At 71.0% G+C, this 276-nt stretch carries 1 protein-coding gene; it reads left to right on the top strand.

Going from position 1 to position 276, the window contains the following annotated elements; all coding sequences use genetic code 11:
* The coding region (locus tag SB773_RS31470) for a hypothetical protein (RefSeq protein WP_410594232.1) at nucleotides 1–276 on the top strand (276 nt) is incomplete at both ends.

Raw genomic sequence — 276 nt, 5'->3', positions numbered from 1 at the left:
ACGGTGGTCATGCCCGACGGGCGCGACAGCTCCCCCGACCTGCCGGAGGGACTGCCAGACGAGTCGGCTCTCGACCGGGTGATCGCCCACGGCGGCTCCGTGTCGTCGGTCGTTGCGGCGGACGGCCAGCGCTACCTGACCGAGACGGATGTGCGTCACGGCAAGGTGGTCCAGGTCTCGTACGGGCTGGCCGAGCAGGAGGAGGAGCTCAGCCGGCTCGTCGTCGCGCTCGTCATCTCCGGTCTGATCGCGACCGTCGCCGCCGGGTTGATCGGC

The organism is Bacillus sp. SIMBA_074, assembly GCF_046534555.1.
GTDB lineage: Bacteria > Bacillota > Bacilli > Bacillales > Bacillaceae_G > Bacillus_A > Bacillus_A mycoides.
The sequence above is the reverse complement of the archived record's forward strand: the minus strand, read 5'-3'. Positions and strand labels throughout refer to the sequence as shown.